Below are 16976 nucleotides of genomic sequence, written 5' to 3'. Positions count from 1 at the left end.
GGTGCCACGCATCAGCCCGGTGGGCTGGGGCGCCGTCGCGGGCGCCCTGGCCGGCCTCCTGCTGGGCCGGTGGCTCGGCTGGGCCGAGCTCGCGGGCGCCGGGGCGGCTCTCGGCGCGATGCTCGTGGTCTGCTTGCTCATGACCGTGGGTCGTGAGCGCTACGTCGTCGACCTGCACCTGGCCGACCGGCGCGTGCGCGTGGGTGAGCGGGCCGTGGGACGCCTCACTGTGCGCAACGCGTCGCGGCACCGTTCGCTGCCCGCCCGCATCGAGCTGCCCGTGGGTGCGGGGGCGGCCGAGCTCGCCCTGCCCTCGCTCGCGGGCGGCGAGGAGCACGACGACGTGTTCGCGATCCCCACGTCGCGGCGCGCGGTCGTGGTCGTGGGGCCCGTGCGCTCGGTGCGGGGCGACCCGCTCGGGCTGGCCCGGCGCCGGCTGCGGTGGACCGAGCCCGTCGAGCTGTTCGTGCACCCGCGGCTGGTGTCGCTCGCGGGGTCCAGCGCGGGTCTGCTGCGCGACCTCGAGGGGCAGTCGACGCGCGACCTGTCCGACAGCGACCTGTCGTTCCACGCGCTGCGCGACTACGTGGCGGGCGACGACCGCCGGTACATCCACTGGCGCACCACCGCGCGCCGCGGCGTGCTCATGGTCAAGCAGTTCGAGGACACGCGCCGCACCCAGACGGTCGTGGCGTTGTCGACCGACCCCCGGGACTACGCGGACGCCGACGAGTTCGAGGCCGCGGTCTCGGTCGTCGCCTCGCTCGGGGTCCAGACGCTGCGCGAGGAGCGCGACCTGGCGGTGCTGGCCGGACCCGGGCGGTTGCGGGTCGAGACGCCCCCACGGCTGCTCGACGACTGCGCGGCGCTCGACGTGGCTCTCGGCACGGCGGGTGCGGGAGACCTGGGCCGCAGGGTCGCACGCGAGGCCCCCGAGGCCTCGGTGGCGATCCTCGTGACGGGGTCGGTGCCGTCGGTCGCCCAGCTGCGCGCCGGGGTGCGGCACGTGCCGGTGGGGACGCGCACGCTCGTGCTCACGTGCGCGCTCGACGCCGAGGTGCAGGTCCGCACGCAGGGCTCGCTGACCCTCGCCACCCTCGGCGCGCTCGACGACCTGCCCCGGGTGCTGCGGCGGTCGGTCGGATGAGCGCCACGACACCTCCCCGGTCGGGCTGGCGGCTCGCCGTCGACGTCGGCGTCCTGGTCGGCGCGCTCGCCGTCGCGCTCGTGCCCGTGGTGCCCGTGTTCGGCGCGGCAGCTGCGGTGCCGGCGCTCGCGGGCGGCCTGGTGCTGGGCGCGGGCGTGGCTGTGCTCGGGGCGCTGCGACGCTGGTCCGCGCTCACCGTCGTCGCGGGGCTCGTGCTCGCCTACCTGCTGTGCGGCGGGGCGTTCGCGGTCCCGGGCTCGACGGTCGCGGGGGTGCTGCCCACGGGACGCACGCTGCTGCTGCTCGTCGGCGGTGCGGCCACGGCGTGGAAGCAGGTGCTGACGCTGCAGCCGCCCCTCGGGGCGAGCTCGAACCTGCTGGTCGCCCCGTTCCTGCTCGCGCTGGTCGGCGCGGCTGCCGCTGTGGCCACGACGCTGCGCGTGCGGCGTCCGGCGCTCGCGTCGGCAGCGGCAGCAGTCCCGGGGCTGGGTCTCGTGGCCGCCGTGCTGCTCGGCACGCGGCAGACGCTCGCCCCCGTCGTCACAGGACTGGCCCTCGCCCTCGTGCTCACCACCTGGGCGTCGTGGCGATCGGGGGCGCTGCGAGCGCGCCGGGTCGTGGCGGTCGTGGTGCTGGGGGCGTGCGCCGTCGCCGGGGGTGCGGTCGGTGCCCCGTGGGTCGTGGGAGACGCGACGCGCTTCGTGCTGCGTGACGAGATCGTGCCGCCGTTCGACCCGCGCGACTACCCGAGCCCGCTCTCGGCGTTCCGCAAGCTCGTCAAGGAGGACGAGACCACGCTGTTCACGGTCCGCGGCCTGCCTGCGGGTGCGCGCGTCCGGCTGGCCACGATGGACCGGTACGACGGCGTGGTGTGGAACGTCGCGGGGGACGGCTCCGCCGCCGCCTCGGGGGAGTTCCGCCGTGTGGGGCAGACGATCGAGACGGCGGTGCGCGGCGAGGAGGCCACCGTCGAGATCGAGGTCGGCGAGCTCACGGGCGTGTGGCTGCCCACCGTGGGGCAGGCGCGAGCCGTCGAGCTCGGGGGCGGCCGCCAGGGCGACCTCCGCTTCAACGACGCGACCGGCGCGGCTGTGCTCACGAGCGGCCTCGAGCCCGGTCTGACGTACACGCTCGACGTCGTGGTGCCGACCGTCCCCGACGACGCGACCATCGGTGACGCGGCTGCGGCCCCCGTGCTGGTGCCGGGCGTGAGCGCGGTGCCCGACGTGGTGGGTGCGACGGCGGCCTCGATCGCCCGGGACGCGGGGACCCCCGTGCAGATCGCCCGCAGCCTGCAGAAGGCCCTCGCGGACGGCGGCTGGTTCAGCCACGGGCTCGACGGCGACCACCCCTCGCTCTCGGGGCACGGCGCGGACCGGATGTCGACGCTGCTGGGTGGCGACCTCATGGTGGGCGACGGGGAGCAGTACGCCTCGGCGATGGCGCTCATGGCCCGCCAGATGGGCCTGCCCTCGCGCGTCGTGCTGGGCTTCGTCCCGTCGGCGGACGCGGTCGCGGAGGCCGACGGCGGTGCGCTGACGGTCACGGGTGACGCCGTCGAGGCGTGGGTCGAGATCGCGTTCGCGGGGTACGGCTGGGTCGCGTTCGACCCGACGCCGCCGCGCACGCAGACCCCGCAGGAGGAGTCCACGACCACCCCGTCGGACCCCGAGCCGCAGGTCGTGCAGCCGCCCCCCGCGGACCCCGAGCCCGAGCAGGCCCCCGACGACGACACCGAGCAGCCGCAGGCCGAGGACCCGGCCGCGGACGCCGACGACAGTCCCCTGTGGATGCGCGTGGGTGCCGTGGTGGCGGTGGTGGCGGTGCCGCTGCTGGTCCTCGCGAGCCCGTTCGTCGTGGTGCTGGTGCTCAAGGCCCGGCGTCGGCGTCGGCGCCGGCTCGCACCCGACGGCGTCGCCCGGGTCGCGGGCGGCTGGGACGAGGTGCTCGACGCGGCGCACGACCTGCGGCGGCGCACGTCGCCGCTCGCGACGCGTCGCGAGAACGCTGCCCTGCTCGGTGCGGCGTTCGCGGGGGCCGCGCCGGTCGAGGGCGCGCACGTCGCCGCCGTCGTGCGGGTGCTGGCCGAGGAGGCCGACGCCGCGGTCTTCGGTCCGGACGACCCGCCGGCAGCCGCCGTCACGGCGTACTGGGCGCGGGTCGACGCGGCCCTCGCCCACATGCGCGGCAGCGTGCCGAGACGCAGCTGGTGGCGCGCACGGCTGTCGCTCGGCTCGGTGCGTGAACGCCGCCGCGCGGCCCGTTCGGCGCGTTCCGGGCGGCCGCTGCGCCCCCCGCGCCGCACCGCGCGCCGTGCCGGCACCTCGGGCCCGCTCCCGGACCGACGCGACCGGACCCCCGCATGACCGCGACCGCCGAGCTGGAGGTTCCCATCCCATGACGACCGCCCCGCCGCGCTTCGTGGTCCCGGCGCCGTCCGCCCCTCTCGGTCGCCGGGCCACGGCCTTCGTCGTGGACCAGCTGCTCGTGTGGCTCGTCGCCGGCGTGCCGCTCGTGCTGAGCCTGGCCCCGACGCTCGACGCGCTCCGCGCGGGTCGGACGCCGACCGCGGCGACGACCCACCCGGCCGTCCTGGTCGGCGCGACGTCCCTGGGCGTGGTGCTCGTGCTGGTCCAGTGGTGGACGCACGGCACGCACGGCTGGACGATCGGCCGACGGCTGCTCTCGGTGCGCACGCTCGACGTGCGGACGGGTGATCCGCTGGGGCTCTGGCGCGTGCTCGTGCGGGGCCTGGTGGTGGCCGCCGGGGTGCTGGTCTGCGGCGTCGGGCAGGTCGCTGTGCTCGCGTCCCCGTTGTTCGACGCGACCGGGCGCCGGCACGGCTGGCACGACAAGGCGACGGGTTCGGAGGTCGTGGACCTGCGAGGTGTGGGACGCGCGACGACCCGGCGACCTCCGCCCCGTGGTGCCGGGGGACGCGCGTCGGTCGGCGCCCCGCAGCGGACCGGACAGGTGCACGTGGTGCCCGTCTCCGCCGCCGGACCTGCCGCCGAGGCCCTGACCCCGGGGCCCGTCGACGACTGGACGCTGCTGGGTGCGGGTGCGGGTGCGGGTGCGGGTGCGGGTGTGGGCGGGGGTACGCAGGACCCGGCCCGCCAGGACGCCCACGCGGCTGCGTCGCGCCGGCTCGACGCGCTGCTGAGCGAGCGCCGAGGGCCCACGACGGGGTCGCTCGTGCTGCCACCGTTGCACGCCCCGGGGGTCGCCCCTGACGTCGACACCCGCCTGATGCCCGTGGTGCGGCCCGTGCACTTCGTGGGCGACGAGCCCGCAGCGGCCCCGACGGCCGGGCTCGACCCGGGCCTCGACCCCGAGCTCGAGGCCACACGGCGCGCGCCGCTGCGTGCCGACGAGCACGCACCCGTCACGGCTCCCGCGGACGAGGACCAGCACGGCGCCGAGCTCGAGCTGCACGACGGACGCCTGGTCCGGGTGCACGGCAGCGCCCTGGTGGGCCGCAACCCGGTCGCGGTCGACGGGATCCAGGTGATCCGTGTGGTCGACCCGGGGCGCTCGGTGTCGAAGACCCACCTGCAGATCGGTGTCGAGGGCGACGTCGTGTGGGTCGCGGACCGTGGCTCGACCAACGGCACCCTCGTGACGTTGACCGACGGCGCGCAGATCGTGTGCGGGCCCGAGCAGCGGGTGCGGCTCCCGATCGGGGCGACGGTCTCGTTCGGCGACTGCGGTCTGCGGCTCGTTCGGGGTCCCCGGAAGGCCGCGCGCACCTAGGATCGGGCCATGGCACTGCTGCCCGGTCGCCGCATGGAAGCGGTCGAGGTCGTCGAGGACGAACCCGTGCCTGTCGCTGCCCGTGCCCAGGTCACAGGTCCCGAGCCGGTGTCCGGCCCGGGTCGCGCGACCCGCCGGGTCGTCGCCGGTCCGGCGGTCCTGGCCCAGGTCCGGCGCTGGTGGCCCGCCGCGTTCGTGGTCGTCGGCGTCCTGGCGGTCGGCGCGGTCGTCGTGACCCGGAGCGAGAGCGCACGCCTCGACCGGCTGGACGGCGTCGCGGGGCTCGTGCACCCGATCGACAACACGCTGCGGGAGCGCTGGTCGGTGCCGGTCCAGGCCGATGGCGACGTGCTCGCGGCCGGCGGCGGGCTGGCCGTCGTCTCGTCGCAGGGCGGGACGTGGACGGTGACCTCGTACGACTCCGCCACCGGTGCCGAGCGGTGGGGGACAGCCCTCGGCACCGCGGCGTGGGGCGGCACCGAGGGGGGACGGGTGGTCTGCCCGCACTCGGGGGCCGATGTGGGCCCCGACCTGGTGTGCCTCGTCGAGACGCCGAGCGCGGTCTACGCCGCCGGCGCTCTCGGCGCGGCGCGTGAGGCGCCCGTGCGGATCGTGACGTTGAGCTCGGCCGACGGCGTCGCCGTCGGGGGGTGGGCCGTGGCGGGCGACGTCCTGACGGTCGCGCGCGCGGGCGACGACGTCGTGCTCGTGACGCACGCGGTCGACGACCACGTGCTCGCCGAGCGCCTCGACGCGCGGTCCGGTGCGGTCGTGTGGACGTACCGCTCCGAGGTCGCGAGCACGTCGGGCGGGGTCACCACCGTCCCGACGGCCGCGGTGACCGGCTCGCACGTGCACCTGGGGGGCAACGGCGCTGTCGTGCTGGACGTGGACTCGGGCGAGGAGCTCTTCCAGGCGAACCACCTGACCTACACGATCACGGTGTCGGACGGTCGGCGGTTCGGCACCTGGTCGGCGGTCGGGGGCGGGGCGCTGCACGGCGAGTCGGGTCGACGCATCCTGGCCCTGCCGTCGCTCCCGCAGCGGCCCGCGGTGGACGACGGCTCGGCCGACGACCTGGTCGTGCTCGACGGGGGCAGCGACGTCAGCGTCGTCGACGCGGCCTCGGGCGCGGTGCGGTGGCGGCACACGACCGACCTCGACCCGGGCGGCATCGTCGCCGACCGGCTGCTGCTCGCGGGCCCGGGTCGGGCGCTGGGCCTCGACATCCGCTCGGGCGACGTCGTCTGGGACGTGCAGACCGACGCCGCGGCGACATGGGTGCCCGTGACGGACGGCGCCCTCGTGCTGGTCCCCGTCACCGCGGTCGACGGGACGCCGGAGCTCGTGGCGGTGGGCCTCGGCGACGGTGTCCGCTACTGGTCGGTCGAGATCCCGCCGGGGGTGGTCGACGTGAGCGCGCAGGGCGGCAGCCTGGTGGTCCGCACCGACGCCGACCTGCACGTCCTCGGCTGAGCCGAGGAGTCGCGGTTCGGGTGGACGGCGACGCCCGGCCCGGGGGTACAGTGGCCGGGTGCTGGCGTTCGAGCTGCTCCTTCTTCGTCGCCGCGGCGAGGCCTTCTAGGCCGGATCCTCGCCGTGGCGTTCGGTGTGCCGGCTGACTCCCACCGACCCAGCGAAGGACCACCGATGAGCTACCACCACAGCACCCCGCAGCAGCCTTCCGGCATGGCCGTGCACAAGTACCGGCCGTTCCACGAGCAGATCGCCGTCGACCTGCCCGATCGGACCTGGCCCGGCAAGCGCATCTCGAAGGCCCCGCGCTGGTGCGCGGTCGACCTGCGGGACGGCAACCAGGCCCTGATCGAGCCGATGAGCCCCGCCCGCAAGCTCCAGATGTTCGAGCTGCTGGTGCAGATGGGCTACAAGGAGATCGAGGTCGGTTTCCCCTCCGCCTCGCAGACGGACTTCGACTTCGTCCGGATGCTCATCGAGGAGAACCGGATCCCGGACGACGTCGTCATCCAGGTGCTCACGCAGTCCCGTGAGCACCTCATCGAGCGGACGTACGAGGCCATCGCCGGCGCGAAGCGCGCGATCGTCCACCTGTACAACTCGACCTCGACGCTGCAGCGTCAGGTGGTCTTCCGCTCGGACGAGGACGGCATCGTCGACATCGCCGTCTCGGGCGCGCACCTGTGCCGCAAGTACGAGGAGCTCGTCCCCGACACCGAGGTGCTCTACGAGTACTCGCCCGAGTCGTACACGGGCACCGAGCTCGAGTTCGCGGTGCGGATCTGCAACGCGGTGCTCGACGTGCTCGAACCCACGCCCGAGCGCCCGGTGATCATCAACCTGCCCGCGACGGTCGAGATGGCCACGCCCAACGTGTACGCCGACTCGATCGAGTGGATGGGCCGGCACCTGCGCTACCGCGAGAACGTGATCCTCTCGCTGCACCCGCACAACGACCGGGGCACCGGCGTCGCGGCGGCCGAGCTCGGCTACCTGGCGGGGGCCGACCGCATCGAGGGCTGCCTGTTCGGCAACGGTGAGCGCACCGGCAACGTGTGCCTGGTGACGCTCGGCATGAACCTGTTCAGCCAGGGCATCGACCCCGAGATCGACTTCTCCGACCTGGACCACGTGCGGCGCACGGTCGAGCACTGCAACCAGCTGCCCGTGGGCGAGCGGCACCCGTGGGGTGGCGACCTCGTGTTCACGGCGTTCTCGGGGTCGCACCAGGACGCGATCAAGAAGGGCCTGGACGCGATGGAGGTCGAGGCGGTCGCGACGGGCCGCGAGGTCGACGACCTCGTGTGGGCCGTCCCGTACCTGCCGATCGACCCCAAGGACGTGGGGCGCAGCTACGACGCGATCATCCGCGTCAACTCGCAGTCGGGCAAGGGCGGCATCTCGTACCTCATGAAGTCCGAGCGGGACCTGGACCTGCCCCGACGCCTGCAGATCGAGTTCTCGCACGTGGTGCAGGCGCACACCGACGCGCACGGCACCGAGGTCACGGCCGACGAGCTGTGGACGATCTTCAACGACGAGTACCTCCCGGTCGAGCCGGGCGGCCGGCTGGCCCCGTGGGGCCGGTTCGCGCTGCACGGGATGCGGATGACGAGCAGCGAGGCCGGTCCGGTGACGCTCGCCGTCGACGTCGCAGACCGCGGCGAGGTCCGGCTGCTCGAGGGTTCGGGAAACGGCCCGCTCGACGCGTTCCTCGACGCGCTCGCGGGGCTCGGGGCGCGGGTCGCGGTCCTGGACTACGCGGAGCACGCGCTGTCCGCGGGCGGCGACGCGACCGCGGCCGCCTACGTCGAGTGCGCGGTCGGCGACCAGGTGCTGTGGGGGGTCGGCATCGACCCGTCGACCACCACGGCGTCGCTCAAGGCCATCATCTCGGCGATCAACCGCGCGGAGCGCTGACCACCCTCGACGTCCACCGCACGGTCCGAGCCGCCGTGCCGTTCCGCACCCGCCGGGGTCGCGGCCGGCGCGGCGGCTCGTCGTCGTGCGGGACCTGAGACGGGTGTGACCACGTAGTGGACGCCGACTGTCTGGGTGAATCCTCGGCGTTCAGGGACCCCACCTGGGTGAACCTGGTCCGCGACGTCGCTCGCGAGGGAGCAGGCTGCCGATCGGAATGGTCGTCCGGCCCGGAACCAGGGCGCACCTGAGCGTGCGGAGCAGAGAGGTGGGACCCATCCACCAAGAGCTCGTCGTGGTGTCCGAGTTCGGCCCGCTCGACACCCTGGCCGCCCAGGCCTTCTGGGTGTACGCGCATGGCGACCAGCGCGAGTCCCTGACGTTGTGCGCGCACGGCATCGCGGTCGCGGAGGCGATGGGCGACGAGGCGACGGTCCGCTACCTGCTGTTCACGCGGGGCCGGTGCCTGACCGAGCTGGGTGAGATCGACGCGGCGGTGGCGTGCGCCGACGAGCTGCTCGCCCGCACCCACGGCGACGCGTTCCCGTACTGGCGCGCCAAGGCGCTGTGCGTGCGGGCCCTCGCGACGACCCGGCTGGGTGCGATGCACGAGGTCGTGGACCTGCTCGGCGAGGCCTGGGTGCTGGTCGGGCGGCCCGACGGTCGCATCTACAACCAGATCTCGGCCGCCGTCGTGCTCGCGGACGCCCTGCGCCTCGCCGAGCTCTACGAGCAGTCCGACGCGCTGGTGTTCCGGCTTTGCGCCCTCGTCGATCTGTCCCTGCAGCCCAGCGTGCTGATCGACTCGATGCGCACGCTCGCGGAGTGGGGTGCCCGGCTGCTCGTGCTCGGGTTCCGGCGAGAGGCGTCGGCGACGTTCCGGCTGCTCGCGTCGCGCACCCTGCTGCTGCGCCGCGTGGTCGCCCTGACCGGGCAGGTCGAGCACCTCCCGTTCGCGGACGCGTCCGACCTCGTCGCATGCGTCGGGCTCGGTGACTACGCCGGCGGGCTCGCGCTGGCACGGCGCGCGGGGGCAGCGCTCGAGCTGCGGCGCGGGCGGATCGAGTGGCTCATGGCCACGTGCGCGCACGGGATGGCTCTGACGTTCACCGGGCACCACGCGCGCGCCGAGGCGCTCATGGTCGAGCTGCGGCTCGAGGCCGTGGCCCTCGACCGCGAGGTGTGGATGGAGGCCGCCGACGCGGTCCGCCTGCAGGCGGCGCTCGGTCGGCACGGCGACCACCCGGCGGTCGGGCACGCGTCGGCCATGTTCCGGCGCCTCGCGCACCGGACGTGGCGGGACCGCGAGTCGCGCTTCGAGGCCGTGCTCGACAAGGTCCACATCCTCGAGCTGCGGGAGCAGAGCGCCCGGGCGACCGCGTTGAGCACGCAGGACGAGCTCACGGGGGTGGGCAACCGGCGCGTGATCCACGACGTGCTGGACGGGGCCGACGCGCCGGTGACCGGCGTGTTCGTGGACGTCGACGACTTCAAGCGGGTCAACGACGCGCACTCGCACGTGATCGGCGACGCGGTCCTGGTCCGCCTCGCCGGGGTGCTCCGGGCCGTCTCGCGCCCCGGGGACACGGTCGCGCGGTTCGGCGGGGACGAGTTCGTGGTGCTGCCCGGGCCGGGTCCCGGTGCGTCGGTGCGCGAGCTCGAGCGTCTCGCGAACCGGATCGTGCGCGAGGTCCGGGCGTTCGACTGGGAGTCCATCGAGGTCGACCTGCAGGTCACGGTGTCGGTGGGCGTCGCCCAGGTCCGGCGCGGCGAGGAGCTGTTCGCGGCCCTGAGCCGGGCCGTGCGGGCCGCCAAGCGCGGCGGACGTGACCAGCTGGTCGTCGCCGAAGGATAATGGCGGGGTGAGCCTCTACCGCGACGAGGCCATCGTGCTGCGCACCCACAAGCTGGGCGAGGCCGATCGCATCGTGACCCTCCTGACCCGCACCCACGGCAAGGTCCGTGCCGTGGGCAAGGGCGTGCGCCGCACCTCCTCGCGCTTCGGCTCGCGGCTCGAGCCGTTCATGCACATCGACGTCCAGCTCAGCACCGGCCGCTCGCTCGACATCGTGTCCCAGGTCGAGACGATCGGGGCGTACGGCCGCCCGGTGTGCGAGGACTACGCGCTGTACACCGCGGGCGCCGTGATGCTCGAGACGGCCGAGCGGCTCGTCGAGGACGAGCACGAGCCCTCCCTGCAGCAGTACTGGCTGCTCGTGGGTGCGGTGCGCTCGCTCGCGGCGCGTGAGCACGCGCCCGGGCTGGTGCTCGACTCCTACCTGCTGCGTGCGCTCGCGATCGCCGGCTGGGCGCCCAGCTTCACGGACTGCGCCCGCTGCGGGCGTCCCGGGCCGCACCACTCGTTCGCCGTCGCGCAGGGTGGTGCCGTGTGCCAGGCGTGCCGGCCCCCCGGGGCGACGTCACCGGCCCCTGAGACGTTCGTGCTGCTCGCGTCGCTGCTGGGCGGTGACTGGCGGCAGGTCGAGGCGAGCGCCGAGCGGCACCGGCGTGAGGCCAACGGGCTGGTCGCGGCATACTGCCAGTTCCACCTCGAGCGCCAGCTGCGCTCGTTGCCCATGGTCGAGAGGGTCTGATGCCGATCGCTCCGCCGCCGCACCCCAGCGGCGCCCGCCCCCCTGCCATCCCCGCGGAGCTCGTCCCGCAGCACGTCGCCATCGTCATGGACGGCAACGGGCGCTGGGCCAACGCCCGTGGCCTGCCCCGGACCGCCGGTCACGCGGCCGGTGAGGCGTCGCTGCTCGACGTCGTCGCGGGCGCCATCGAGATCGGCGTGAAGCACGTCTCGGTGTACGCGTTCTCCACGGAGAACTGGAAGCGTTCGCCCGACGAGGTGCGCTACCTCATGGGGTTCAACCGGGACGTGCTGCGTCGCCAGCGGGACACCATGAACGACTGGGGCGTGCGGGTGCGCTGGGCCGGGCGTCGCCCCCGCCTGTGGCGCTCGGTGATCAAGGAGCTCGAGACCGCCGAGGAGGTCACGCGCGGCAACGACACGTGCACCCTGACGATGTGCGTGAACTACGGCGGACGCGCCGAGATCGCCGACGCGGTGCAGGCCATCGGGCGCGAGGTCGCGGCGGGCCGGCTCGACCCGGCCAAGATCACCGAGAAGACCATCGCCCGGCACCTCGACGAGCCGGACCTGCCCGACGTCGACCTGTTCCTGCGCACCTCGGGGGAGCAGCGCACGTCCAACTTCATGATCTGGCAGTCCGCGTACGCCGAGCTCGTGTTCCTCGACGAGCCGTGGCCCGAGGTGGACCGTCGGCACCTGTGGCGCGCCGTCGAGACGTACGCGCGGCGCGACCGGCGTTTCGGGGGAGCGGTCGACCAGCCCGTCGCGTAGCCGACCAGGTCTCGACAGGGGGTCGGGGGTCACCGCTAGCGTGCAGGGCATGACACTCACCGTGGAGTCGATCACGTTCGACGCGACCGACGCGCTCACGCTGGCCGCGTGGTGGGCCGCACAGACCGGCGGGGTGGTGCAGGACGAGCCCGACCCGGCCTTCGTTCTGGTCACGCCCGGTCCGGCGGGTGGCCTGACGCTCGGGTTCCAGCAGGTGGCCTCGCCCACCCCGGGCAAGAACCGCGTGCACCTCGACTGCTCGGTGGCCGATCGCGGGGCGGAGGTCGCCCGGCTCCGGGGTGCCGGTGCCGCGTTCGTGGCCGAGCACCGCGTGGACGGCTTCGAGTGGACGGTGCTGGCCGACCCCGAGGGCAACCAGTTCTGCGTCACCAGCCCCCAGCCCTGAGCGCTCAGCCCTGAGCTCTCGACCCTCGGCAACGGGCAGCGGACCGGGGTCGACCCCCAGGGCTCAGTCCGGCGGGCCGACCTGGGCGACCTGACGGACCGGCTCGACCTCTGCCCGTGCAGACCGGCGGTGTCGCACCCACCACGTCGCGGCCGCTGCGAGCACGAGCACGCCCGCGGCGAGCCCCCACGGGGACTCGGCGGCGAGCGCCGCGGCCGCCCACACGGCCCCGAGACCCACGGTGCCCCAGATGAAGGCCCAGGCGATGGCGCCGGGGATCGAGGCGAGCGTGAACCGCAGGTACGGCATGCGGGTCACGCCGGCGGCGACGAGCACGGCCGTCTGCGCGCCGACGGTCAGGTAGGCGAGGGTCACGGCGACCGGGCCCCAGCGGTGCACGGCCTGCGTCGCGCGCTGCGCGGGGACGGTCGAGCCCCAGCTCGCGGCGCGGGTCCGGGTCGCGGTCCACCAGCGCGGACCACGACCGGTGGCCGCGAGCCGCCCGGCGCCGACCGATGCGGCCCGGCCCACCCAGTACGTCGCGTGCGACCGCGCGAGCACGATGACGACGAGCGCGACGACGACCAGCCAGAACGGTCGCCCGCCCAGCCCGTACGAGTCCGCGACGTCAGTCATGGGCGACGATCCTACGAGACGCGTCTGTGGGGCGGCCGGGCCGTCAGTCCCGAGCGGTCGACGCCAGCAGGACGTCGTCGGGCACGTCGGGGTGGGGGTCCTCGTGCGCGGGTGGACGGCGCAGGAAGGGGCGCAGCGTCGCGGCGACCGCGTACACGAGGATCGCCAGCACCACGATGGTGGCCCCCGGCGGGTAGTCCTGCCAGTACGTGATCGACAGGCCGACCACGCTCACGGCGACCCCGATCGCGCTCGCGACCACCATGGTGCGGTGGAACGAGCGCGAGAAGATCTGCGCGATCGCGACCGGCACGATCATCAGGGCGCTCACCAGCAGCAGCCCCACCACGCGCATCGCGACCGTCACCGTCAGCGCGGCGATCGTGGCGATCAGCATGTTGAGCACGCGCACGGGCAGGCCGGACGCGGTGGCGAACTCCTCGTCGTAGCTCACCGAGAACAGCGCTGTGCGCAGGCCGAAGCCCGCGAGCAGCACGAGCGCGGCGAGCGCGACGGTCCAGCCCAGGTCGCCGGTCGACACGGTCGAGATGGACCCGAACAGGTAGCTCATGAGATTCGCGTTCGTCCCGCCCGCGACCTTGATGAGCAGCACGCCGCCCGCGATGCCGCCGTAGAACATGATCGCGAGCGCGAGGTCGCCGCTGGTGCGCCCGCGCTCGCGCACGAGCTCGATGACGACCGACCCGACGATCGCCGCGACGACGGCGCCGGGCACGGCGAGGGTGTCGTCGGGGGTCAGGTGCGCCCAGTTGCCCACGAGCCACCCGAGGGCGACACCGGTGAGCGCGACGTGCCCGATCCCGTCGCCCATGAGCGAGAGCTTGCGCTGCACGAGGAACGTGCCGACGACGGGCGCGGCGGCGCCCACGAGCACGGCCGCGAGCAGCGCACGCTGCATGAGCGGCCACTCGAGCATCGCGACGAGCTGGTCGACCCACGTCATGGTGTGACCTCGATGGTGATCGGGCCCGAGCCGGGCGGTTCCGGGTCAGAGTGCGGGTGGGTGTGCTCGTGCCCGGGCTCGCCGTGCTCGTCGCGTGCCTGCGGCGGTGCGCCGTCGTGCACCACGCGGCCGTGGCGCAGCACCACGGCGCGCTGGATGAGCGGGGCGAACGCGCCGAGCTCGTGCAGGATCACCAGCACCGTGGCGCCGCGGCCGTGCAGCTGCTGGACGGCCTCGACGAACGTCTCCTGGGTGGGGATGTCGACGCCCGCGGTGGGCTCGTCGAGCACGAGCAGCTCGGGCTCGCGCACCAGGGCCCGGGCGATCAGCACGCGCTGCTGCTGCCCGCCCGAGAGCTCGTGCGCGGGGCGCTTCGCGCGGTCCGCGAGCCCGACGGCCGTGAGGGCCTCGAGTGCGCGGCCCTTCGCGTCGCGGGGCGGCCGCAGGCGGCGACCGCTGAGCAGGCCCGAGGTGACGACCTCGAGCGCCGTCGCGGGCACCCCGGTGGCCGCCGGCAGGCGCTGGGGCACGTAGCCGACGCGCGACCACGGGGTCGCGGTGCCCAGCGGGGCGCCGAACAGCCGGACGGTCCCGGCGTCGGTGGGCACGATGCCGAGCAGCGCCCGCACGAGCGTCGACTTGCCCGAGCCGTTGGCCCCGAGCAGCGCGACGACCTCGCCCGCGTCGATCGTGAGGTCGATGCCGCGCAGGATCTGGTGGCCGCCCAGGGCCACGCCGAGCTCGTCGGCCTGGACGACGGGTGCGGCGCTCATGCGCAGACCAGCGCCGTGCGCAGGGCGTCGAGGTTGGACTCGGCCACGCTGAGGTACGTCTGGTCGCCCGTGACGCCCTCGATCGGGTCGAGCACCGCGGCCTCGATCCCGAGGTCGGAGGCGAACGTCTGGGCGACCTTGGGGCTCACGAGGGTCTCGAAGAAGATCGTGCTCACTCCTTCCTGCGCGACCACGTCGCGGATCTCGACGAGCCGGGCCGGCGAGGGCTCGGCGTCGGGGTCGATGCCGGAGATGCCGACCTCCTCGAGGTCGTAGCGGTCGGCCAGGTAGCCGAACGCGGTGTGGGAGGTCACGAAGACGCGCTGCTCGCACGTGGCCAGGCCCTGCGCGTAGTCCGCGTCGAGGTCGCCGAGCCGTTGCGTGAGGGCGGCGGAGTTCGCTGCGTAGTCGTCGGCGTGGTCGGGGTCGATCTCGGAGAGCTGCTGGGCGACCGCGTCCGCGACGGGTACGAGCAGCGTCGGGTCGAGCCAGAAGTGCGGGTCGAGCGTGCCGTGGTCGTCGTGCCCGTCTGCCTCCTCGACGTGCTCGTCGGCGAACGGGACGAGCGGCGTCACCTGGGCCGCGTCGACCACGTGTGCGGGGGAGGTCGAGGCGACGGCGTCGTCGACCGCGGGCTGGAAGCCGGCGAGGTAGACCACCAGGCCGACGTCGCGGAGCTCGTTGACCTGGCGGGGGGAGAGCTCGAGGTCGTGCGGCTCGGCGCCGGGCGGGGTCAGCGAGCTCACGTCGACCAGGTCGGCGCCGACCTGCTGGGCGACGAACTGGAGCGGGTAGAAGGAGGCAGCGACCCTGAGGCGACCGTCGTCCTCGTCGGTCGGGGTCGTGCCGCACGCGGCGAGCGGGAGCACCGCCAGCGCGAGCGTGACGGCGAGGCCCCGACGGGCGCGTCGTGGTGAGGACATGGGGATCATTCTCATTAGACTGAGAATCGTTGTCAATTCGATCGACCGACGGGTGGCTGTTGCGGGTGCCTCCCGCGTCACGCCGGTAGCCTCGTCCCGGAGCCTCCACCAGCCAGGCGGGGGCACGCGAGAACAAAGTGAGTGTGAGCCGTGGCCCCGTCCCGTCTTGACGCCGTCACCTCCCTGGCCAAGCGCCGGGGCTTCGTCTTCCCGTCCGGTGAGATCTACGGCGGCACGCGCTCCGCCTGGGACTACGGACCGCTGGGCGTCGAGCTCAAGGAGAACATCAAGAAGCAGTGGTGGCGCACGATGGTCACCGGCCGTGACGACATCGTCGGGCTCGACTCGTCGGTCATCCTGCCGCGCAAGGTCTGGGTCGCCTCGGGCCACGTCGGGGTGTTCACCGACCCGCTCGTCGAGTGCCTGAGCTGCCACAAGCGGTTCCGCGAGGACCACCTGCTCGAGGAGTTCGAGGAGAAGAAGGGCCGCGCGCCCGAGAACGGCCTCGGCGACATCGCGTGCCCGAGCTGCGGCACGCGTGGTCAGTGGACCGAGCCGCGCGACTTCAACATGATGCTCAAGACGTACCTCGGCCCGGTCGAGGACGAGTCCGGGCTGCACTACCTGCGCCCCGAGACCGCGCAGGGCATCTTCGTGAACTTCGCCAACGTCGTGACGACCAGCCGCAAGAAGCCGCCGTTCGGCATCGGCCAGATCGGCAAGTCGTTCCGGAACGAGATCACCCCCGGCAACTTCATCTTCCGCACGCGCGAGTTCGAGCAGATGGAGATGGAGTTCTTCGTCGAGCCCGGCACCGACGAGCAGTGGCACCAGTACTGGATCGACGCGCGCACCGACTGGTACGTCGACCTGGGCCTGGACCGCGACAACCTGCGCCTGTACGAGCACCCGCAGGAGAAGCTCTCGCACTACTCCAAGCGGACCGTCGACATCGAGTACCGGTTCGGGTTCCAGGGCAGCGAGTGGGGCGAGCTCGAGGGCATCGCGAACCGCACGGACTTCGACCTGAAGACCCACTCCGAGCACTCCGGCCAGGACCTGTCGTACTTCGACCAGGCCAAGAACGAGCGCTGGGTGCCGTACGTGATCGAGCCCGCAGCCGGTCTGACGCGCTCTCTCATGGCGTTCCTGGTCGAGGCGTACACCGAGGACGAGGCGCCCAACACCAAGGGCGGCGTCGACACCCGCACCGTGCTCAAGCTCGACCCGCGCCTCGCGCCGGTCAAGGCCGCGGTGCTGCCGCTCAGCCGCAACGAGGCGCTCTCGCCCAAGGCCCGCGACCTCGCGGCCGAGCTGCGCCGTAGCTGGAACGTGGAGTTCGACGACGCCGGTGCCATCGGTCGCCGGTACCGCCGCCAGGACGAGATCGGCACGCCGTTCTGCATCACCGTCGACTTCGACACGCTCGACGACCAGGCCGTGACGATCCGCCACCGCGACGACATGTCGCAGGAACGGGTCGCGCTCGACCAGGTCACGGCGTACCTCGCGACGCGTCTCGTCGGCGCCTGACGTCCTGGTGCGGGCGGGGTGGCCGTGCTGTCACGGCACCCCGCCCGCACCGGCACCGACGCGTCGCGGCGGAGTAGC

At 73.8% G+C, this 16976-nt stretch carries 14 protein-coding genes; 10 read left to right on the top strand and 4 right to left on the bottom strand.

Features of this window, described 5'->3' with window-relative positions; all coding sequences use genetic code 11:
• The first annotated feature begins 1 nt into the window (after position 1).
• The 9 genes from ACGIF2_RS03400 to ACGIF2_RS03360 all read left to right on the top strand — a co-directional run bounded on the left by ACGIF2_RS03400 (position 2) and on the right by ACGIF2_RS03360 (position 12069).
• Positions 2–1147 carry a DUF58 domain-containing protein gene (locus ACGIF2_RS03400; protein ID WP_396043495.1) on the top strand — a complete coding sequence of 382 codons (1146 nt, stop codon included), beginning with the start codon at positions 2–4 and terminating at the stop codon, positions 1145–1147.
• The gene (locus ACGIF2_RS03395) at positions 1144–3513 is read left to right on the top strand and encodes a transglutaminase family protein (RefSeq protein WP_396043493.1); all 2370 of its coding nucleotides are present in this window, start codon (positions 1144–1146) and stop codon (positions 3511–3513) included. Before ACGIF2_RS03400 ends, ACGIF2_RS03395 begins: the two co-directional genes overlap by 4 nt.
• A gap of 31 nt (positions 3514–3544) precedes the next feature.
• Positions 3545–4900, top strand: a complete 1356-nt coding sequence (locus ACGIF2_RS03390) for an RDD family protein (RefSeq protein ID WP_396043491.1) — start codon at positions 3545–3547, stop codon at positions 4898–4900.
• A gap of 9 nt (positions 4901–4909) precedes the next feature.
• Complete coding sequence (locus tag ACGIF2_RS03385) at positions 4910–6376, top strand: PQQ-binding-like beta-propeller repeat protein (protein ID WP_396043489.1); 1467 nt, start codon at positions 4910–4912, stop codon at positions 6374–6376.
• 174 nt (positions 6377–6550) lie between these two features.
• On the top strand, positions 6551–8296 hold the full coding sequence (leuA, locus tag ACGIF2_RS03380; RefSeq protein WP_396043487.1) for a 2-isopropylmalate synthase: 1746 nt from the start codon (positions 6551–6553) through the stop codon (positions 8294–8296).
• A gap of 268 nt (positions 8297–8564) precedes the next feature.
• Positions 8565–10151: a diguanylate cyclase gene (locus ACGIF2_RS03375; protein WP_396043485.1), complete on the top strand. Its 1587-nt coding sequence runs from the start codon at positions 8565–8567 to the stop codon at positions 10149–10151.
• Between the two features lie 7 nt (positions 10152–10158).
• Positions 10159–10890, top strand: coding sequence for a DNA repair protein RecO (gene recO, locus ACGIF2_RS03370; protein ID WP_396043483.1), 732 nt, complete (start codon positions 10159–10161; stop codon positions 10888–10890).
• Positions 10890–11663, top strand: coding sequence for an isoprenyl transferase (locus ACGIF2_RS03365; protein ID WP_396043481.1), 774 nt, complete (start codon positions 10890–10892; stop codon positions 11661–11663). The genes recO and ACGIF2_RS03365 overlap by 1 nt, the downstream gene beginning before the upstream one ends.
• Before the next feature lie 49 nt (positions 11664–11712).
• Positions 11713–12069, top strand: a complete 357-nt coding sequence (locus ACGIF2_RS03360) for a VOC family protein (RefSeq protein WP_396043479.1) — start codon at positions 11713–11715, stop codon at positions 12067–12069.
• Between the two features lie 63 nt (positions 12070–12132).
• Here ACGIF2_RS03360 and ACGIF2_RS03355 read toward each other — a convergent pair whose 3' ends face one another.
• The 4 genes from ACGIF2_RS03355 to ACGIF2_RS03340 are packed head-to-tail and all read right to left on the bottom strand — an operon-like array spanning position 12133 to position 15365.
• Positions 12133–12705 (bottom strand): DedA family protein, encoded by a 573-nt coding sequence (locus ACGIF2_RS03355; protein WP_396043477.1) that lies wholly within the window; start codon positions 12703–12705, stop codon positions 12133–12135.
• A gap of 43 nt (positions 12706–12748) precedes the next feature.
• Positions 12749–13669 (bottom strand): metal ABC transporter permease, encoded by a 921-nt coding sequence (locus ACGIF2_RS03350; protein WP_396043475.1) that lies wholly within the window; start codon positions 13667–13669, stop codon positions 12749–12751.
• Entirely contained in the window at positions 13666–14442 is a 777-nt protein-coding gene (locus ACGIF2_RS03345; RefSeq protein WP_396043473.1) for a metal ABC transporter ATP-binding protein, read from the bottom strand. Before ACGIF2_RS03345 ends, ACGIF2_RS03350 begins: the two co-directional genes overlap by 4 nt.
• Positions 14439–15365, bottom strand: a complete 927-nt coding sequence (locus ACGIF2_RS03340; RefSeq protein ID WP_396043470.1) for a metal ABC transporter substrate-binding protein — start codon at positions 15363–15365, stop codon at positions 14439–14441. Before ACGIF2_RS03340 ends, ACGIF2_RS03345 begins: the two co-directional genes overlap by 4 nt.
• A 150-nt stretch (positions 15366–15515) precedes the next feature.
• Between ACGIF2_RS03340 and ACGIF2_RS03335 the strand changes: the two genes are divergently transcribed.
• Complete coding sequence (locus ACGIF2_RS03335) at positions 15516–16898, top strand: glycine--tRNA ligase (protein ID WP_396043468.1); 1383 nt, start codon at positions 15516–15518, stop codon at positions 16896–16898.
• Positions 16899–16976 lie beyond the last annotated feature (78 nt).

The sequence above is a fragment of the Cellulomonas sp. P22 genome (genome assembly GCF_044392165.1).
This window is presented reverse-complemented; position numbering and strand designations above follow the sequence as displayed.

What these genes read in the sequence shown, in the direction of transcription:
- ACGIF2_RS03395 (WP_396043493.1), top strand. Translation starts at nt 1,144, where the DNA reads ATGAGCGCCACGACACCTCCCCGGTCGGGCTGGCGGCTCGCCGTCGAC.
- ACGIF2_RS03390 (WP_396043491.1), top strand. Translation starts at nt 3,545, where the DNA reads ATGACGACCGCCCCGCCGCGCTTCGTGGTCCCGGCGCCGTCCGCCCCT.
- ACGIF2_RS03385 (WP_396043489.1), top strand. Translation starts at nt 4,910, where the DNA reads ATGGCACTGCTGCCCGGTCGCCGCATGGAAGCGGTCGAGGTCGTCGAG.
- leuA (WP_396043487.1), top strand. Translation starts at nt 6,551, where the DNA reads ATGAGCTACCACCACAGCACCCCGCAGCAGCCTTCCGGCATGGCCGTG.
- ACGIF2_RS03365 (WP_396043481.1), top strand. Translation starts at nt 10,890, where the DNA reads ATGCCGATCGCTCCGCCGCCGCACCCCAGCGGCGCCCGCCCCCCTGCC.
- ACGIF2_RS03360 (WP_396043479.1), top strand. Translation starts at nt 11,713, where the DNA reads ATGACACTCACCGTGGAGTCGATCACGTTCGACGCGACCGACGCGCTC.
- ACGIF2_RS03355 (WP_396043477.1), bottom strand. Translation starts at nt 12,705, where the DNA reads ATGACTGACGTCGCGGACTCGTACGGGCTGGGCGGGCGACCGTTCTGG.
- ACGIF2_RS03350 (WP_396043475.1), bottom strand. Translation starts at nt 13,669, where the DNA reads ATGACGTGGGTCGACCAGCTCGTCGCGATGCTCGAGTGGCCGCTCATG.
- ACGIF2_RS03345 (WP_396043473.1), bottom strand. Translation starts at nt 14,442, where the DNA reads ATGAGCGCCGCACCCGTCGTCCAGGCCGACGAGCTCGGCGTGGCCCTG.
- ACGIF2_RS03340 (WP_396043470.1), bottom strand. Translation starts at nt 15,365, where the DNA reads ATGTCCTCACCACGACGCGCCCGTCGGGGCCTCGCCGTCACGCTCGCG.